The following is a 4887-nucleotide window of genomic DNA, read 5'->3' as shown; positions in this document are numbered from 1 at the left end:
CTATCATATTAACTACTGGATAACCTTCATTGTAATAACTCAATTCTCCGAATCCTATACTCTCTACAGTTCTCATTTTCTTAGTTTTTTTATCCCAAGCTCTAAATTTAATATCTCTCATATCTATACCTCCTATAGAGTGGACCATATAAGATCCACTCGTAATATTTCTATAATTACGCATTATTTCTGAATTGCGTATTAACTAAATATCAATTTCTACTTTATTATCAGCAATATAAGCAATATTTCTACTTTCACCTAATATCCTATCTATAACATTTTGAAGTTCGTTTATATCTTCTTCTGTTATATCATCCCATACGTCATACTCCCAATCCTCATACATATTAAAAGCTTCACATTCTATTGCACTCTCTAGCATATCTTTAGCGTCAATACTCGCTTTGTATTCTGTAGTTGTATAAACTTCTTTCCCTTCGTGTTCCTTTATTTCTTTAACAAAATCTTCTTTGCTAATTACAAGATTTTCTCCAACTAATAACATATCATCATTCTTTAATTCACTTAATTTTATACTCATTAATTCTTTTCTCCTTTACTTCGTAATAAATCCAAATTACTCTTCTTTATCATTTCTAGTAGCTCCATATATCAATGCCCAATAAAATAGTACTGCTATTAACCATATAACCACTTTCACAACTAAAACTCCTTACGATAAAATGTACCTATTATCTTTCTATATAATGAATTACATTTTTGATTATCAGATCTATACTTCCATCATCCTTCTCAACTATATCGAATTTAGATTTATCCTCATAAGCTCCCTTACTTATGGTAATTTCTATATCACTATCTACTTTTAATTTGATTTTATTTATCTTCTTTTCTACATAGACTTTATCCACTTTTATTTCCTCATCAACATGTGCGAGCATAAACATTCTGAAGTTATCTATAAATCCATCTTCTTTTATTACTTTTTTAGCAAACTCATTAATATTTATAGTGTCCTTTGTTTCTAAATGCTTCCTTATTTCACTTCTTACCTTCTCTGCTTCTGCCGCATTCTCTGAATAATTTAGTCTTATCCATCTTTCACTTAGATTTATAAAATTTTTTGTTTCATCTCTTTCATTTACTACTTGAAAGCAACCTAAAAAGTTATCTAGCCAGTAATTAGCTCCATATTCATCGTCATTAACCTTCTTTTTCTTTTTATCTAATACTAATAAATCAAATTTACTATTTTCTTTAATAGGTTTAATAAATGCGGCCTTCTCTATCTTCTGACTACTTGCTGGTAAACCAGTCGAGTGAGCCACTAAATCAACACCTACTTTATTTCCAATAAAATCTATGTGATGTATGAAACTCTTTTTATAATCTAATTTAAGTATTCCTATCATTGGTCCTTGATCTGTTATTAAAGAAACCATTATTAAATCACATGAAGGTATTTCTATATTACTTTTCATAATTATAAATAATTGAGTTGCTACTTCTTTAGATACATTGATTAATTCTTCTTCTCCAGTTAAATAATCTTGTGCTAATTCCTTAACTATATTTCTTTCTTCATTAAATTTTGCATATTTCAATTCTTCATCATTTAATGACTTTTCTATGTGCTTATATAAGTATCCGTAAGTATCCTCATTAAGCTCTAACTTGTATTCATTTAATATAGGCTCTTCTCCATTTGAATCTAAAACATGAATCACCGCTTCTTGTATATTAATATCACTTATATATTCCATTACTTACATTCCCCCTAAATATTCTTATTTGACTTTCATATGATAATATGAGTATATAATTATTTTTGTTTTTACTCTTATTATCAATTGTTTTTAAAATTCATCTATCATTCTTATAGGACATATTGCTGCTATAATCTCTTCCCCTTTCTTTACTGCTACTGGCGATACTGGAGTTCTACCATACAATTCAATTGAATATAAATCGAAAAACTGAAACATATTTTCAGCAATATAAACATTTATTCCAAATTCTTTATTAGAATATTTGTCAGTAATCTTCCCATATTTCTTTTGTGAAAGTTCATACTCTAATCTATAAGAATTTTTTATCGCTTTACTCCATTCATTTATTAATCTTGAATCATCCCTTATCAATTCCGGATTTATTTCCATTTCATTCGATTTTAAATAAAATATTATATATCCATCTGTAACCAAGTAACCATCTTCATACTTAGCTTTCAGTATTCTTTCTTTTCTTCTGTAAAGCTTTAAAAGATGTGTTGTTATTCTTTTAATATTCATATTCCTGCTCCTTAATTATTAATCCTCAAATCTATAATATAAAACATCCTCATAATCATCTGCTTCTTCCCCTTGATCTAAAATTATTTTTGCACCGGAAGCATAAATCTTAAATAAAATGTTATCTAATCCGTATAATCCATCCATTATCTTTTTACTGTCTATTTCTTTACCATTAAGCTTTATACTATATGCTTTACCTTCTTTATCTAGTGCTAAACTACAACTATAATCCCATTTACCATATGGCTTTTCATCTTTATTATCTAAATAGATATGAATATATCCATAACAACTCTTTTCTATTATTAGGTTTACTTTTTCATCATAATCACGCTCGTAATCTTCTTTAGCTGTATCCTCCTTGGCCTTTTCTATTATTTCAGTTAGAGTATATTCTGACTTAACATCACTAAGCATTTCGTCTATTGATTCTTTTATTTTTTCTAAACCTTTAACTTTTATAGTACTCTCTAACCTTTCTTTTATAACTGTTAATATTAATTGGTTATATCCTTCTAATCCTAAGCTATCAAAATTAATATTCATATTTTCTTCTATATGCTTTTTAAGACTTTTCCCAAAACTGCTCCATGAATCAAATATATCTCCAATTACACTTTCTATAGTTTGTTTAATTCTTTTTTCAACTACAGTTTCAACAAACTTTTCCTTCTCTAAGTTCACTAATGTTTCATTTACAATTTTATTTAAATCTATCATTTACTTTTTCCTCCTCATATAACTTTTTTCTATAAAAAGACATTTTTTATCCTCTTAGTCTATAATTGTTTTCTTTTCCCTTGACCTCAACTATAAAATCTTTTGCCATTTCATAGATTCTACTACCAATCCCTTCATCAAAAGCTAATATATCTTCTACAAAATATTCTGTAGAAACTATCATTGGTAATTTATTAATATATCTATGGTTTACAATCTCAAACATTATATTAATATCTGTTTCATTAACCTTGCCTTTAAATAGATCATCTATCAGTAATATATCTGCCTGCTGGTATTTACCAACTAAATTTTTATAATATTCCTTATCAGTAATATTTTGCTTTAATTTAGTAATAACATCTCTATAAGGCATGTAAATAACTTTTTTCCCATCTTTTTCAATAAAATTATTAGCTAATGCAATAGTTAAATGTGTCTTGCCAGATCCAGGTTGTCCACAGAATAAAATTGAATTATGCTTAGTTTTCTCTATCTTCTTAAACCTTAAATAATAATTAGTTGTAACACTTTTCATATACTTAGTTAAGTTATTCCATGGTTCATAAGTTTTGAAAGTCTTATCTAAATCATCTGTTTTCAAGCCACTTTCAGACCATTGTTCCTTAAGCTTCATCATTTCATAACACTTACATCTTTTTATTACATTTCCTTCTTCATTTAAAATCCATGTTGTATCTTTACACTTCTCACAATTATATGAGCTCCATTGCTCTTTTTCTATCTTCCTCGTTAAGTTCTCCATATCTTGATTTTTTTCTTGGAACTTCGAACTCCTGACTCTTTTTAATATTCTGTCCAATGCTTCGAATCCTGTTGTTTCCTCCATTACTAATCACCCCTGCCTTCTGATTTAGATATCCTTCAAATTTTGTTCCAAATAATGTTTCTGGTCTTAAATACTGCTGCATATTTGTACCTAACCATTCACTTGATTTATTATCTATAACTTTGTAAAAATCTTCTTTTGTAAACCCTTCATTTAATCTAGCAGTAATTAAGCTTTTTGTTTTTTTACTTGTACTCCTATACTTCGTATCAACTTTTTTATTTAAATAATCTATAATTTGACTATATATATTATTAATACTTGTATTATTAATACTTGTATTATTCTCTTCCACAATTTTGTGGATAGGGCTATCCTCTTTTTTGTAGATAGGGGTATCCTCTTTTTTGTGGATAGGTGAAATTATTTCAGTGCATCCAATAATATTATTTGTTGGATTATTAATATAAAGACGTCTCTCTTTTATCATTTTTCCTTCGTAAATAATTCTAGAAATTATATATCCTCTATCTACTAATTCTTGAATGTTTCTTGATATACTTTTCTTATTAACCCCAAACAACTCAGCAAAATATGCATTTGATGCCCAACAATATCCTTCCTTATTAGCTAATGCTGTTATTTCACCATATAACAATTTAGCTTTATCTGATATTTTCGTATCATACCTAACATTTGCAGGTATGATTGCATAATAATTTGCATCTATCATTTTTTATTCCTTTCTGATATACTAATCATTGAACATTTTGTTGTGCTCATAACTCTTACTTTGGTCGGTAGAGTAATGAGCCATTTCTTTTTCTAATTCTTCATATAATACTTTTCTAAGCTCTTCACCTTTACTTACTCTCTCTTGTACCCTTGGAACAACTTTATCTACCATATCTAAAATTAATCCCATATTCCATCACTCCTTTATAAACTTATCTATTTTCCTTCTAAAATAAGCCTTATCTCTCTTTAAATAAGTTATAATAGCCATTATTGACATTACTAGAACTGCTCCAATTAAGGCATATAAAAGCATTAGAAATATAATCATACTTATTTGTATTAAGCTATACATTACTTCCTCCTAAATCTTTATTGATTACT

The 4887-nt window shown here is 27.6% G+C and carries 8 protein-coding genes; all 8 read right to left on the bottom strand.

Features of this window, described 5'->3' with window-relative positions; all coding sequences use genetic code 11:
- Positions 1 to 205 precede the first annotated feature (205 nt).
- A complete protein-coding gene (locus tag J7M87_RS14840) occupies positions 206 to 544 on the bottom strand; it encodes a GTP-binding protein (RefSeq protein ID WP_291652035.1) in 339 nt (112 codons plus the stop codon).
- 151 nt (positions 545 to 695) lie between these two features.
- Positions 696 to 1727: a nucleoid-associated protein gene (locus tag J7M87_RS14835; RefSeq protein ID WP_291652033.1), complete on the bottom strand. Its 1032-nt coding sequence runs from the start codon at positions 1725 to 1727 to the stop codon at positions 696 to 698.
- Between the two features lie 93 nt (positions 1728 to 1820).
- Positions 1821 to 2255, bottom strand: a complete 435-nt coding sequence (locus tag J7M87_RS14830; RefSeq protein ID WP_291652031.1) for a hypothetical protein — start codon at positions 2253 to 2255, stop codon at positions 1821 to 1823.
- A gap of 18 nt (positions 2256 to 2273) precedes the next feature.
- Entirely contained in the window at positions 2274 to 2978 is a 705-nt protein-coding gene (locus J7M87_RS14825; protein ID WP_291652029.1) for a hypothetical protein, read from the bottom strand.
- A gap of 46 nt (positions 2979 to 3024) precedes the next feature.
- Positions 3025 to 3744, bottom strand: a complete 720-nt coding sequence (locus J7M87_RS14820; protein ID WP_142419138.1) for an ATP-binding protein — start codon at positions 3742 to 3744, stop codon at positions 3025 to 3027.
- Positions 3695 to 4501 (bottom strand): conserved phage C-terminal domain-containing protein, encoded by an 807-nt coding sequence (locus J7M87_RS14815; protein WP_142419070.1) that lies wholly within the window; start codon positions 4499 to 4501, stop codon positions 3695 to 3697. Before J7M87_RS14815 ends, J7M87_RS14820 begins: the two co-directional genes overlap by 50 nt.
- A gap of 21 nt (positions 4502 to 4522) precedes the next feature.
- Complete coding sequence (locus J7M87_RS14810; protein WP_291652024.1) at positions 4523 to 4693, bottom strand: hypothetical protein; 171 nt, start codon at positions 4691 to 4693, stop codon at positions 4523 to 4525.
- A gap of 6 nt (positions 4694 to 4699) precedes the next feature.
- Entirely contained in the window at positions 4700 to 4858 is a 159-nt protein-coding gene (locus tag J7M87_RS14805; RefSeq protein ID WP_172617220.1) for a hypothetical protein, read from the bottom strand.
- Positions 4859 to 4887: the final 29 nt, after the last annotated feature.

The organism is Clostridium sp. (assembly GCF_017888565.1).
Classification (GTDB): Bacteria; Bacillota; Clostridia; order Clostridiales; family Clostridiaceae; genus Clostridium.
This window is presented reverse-complemented; position numbering and strand designations above follow the sequence as displayed.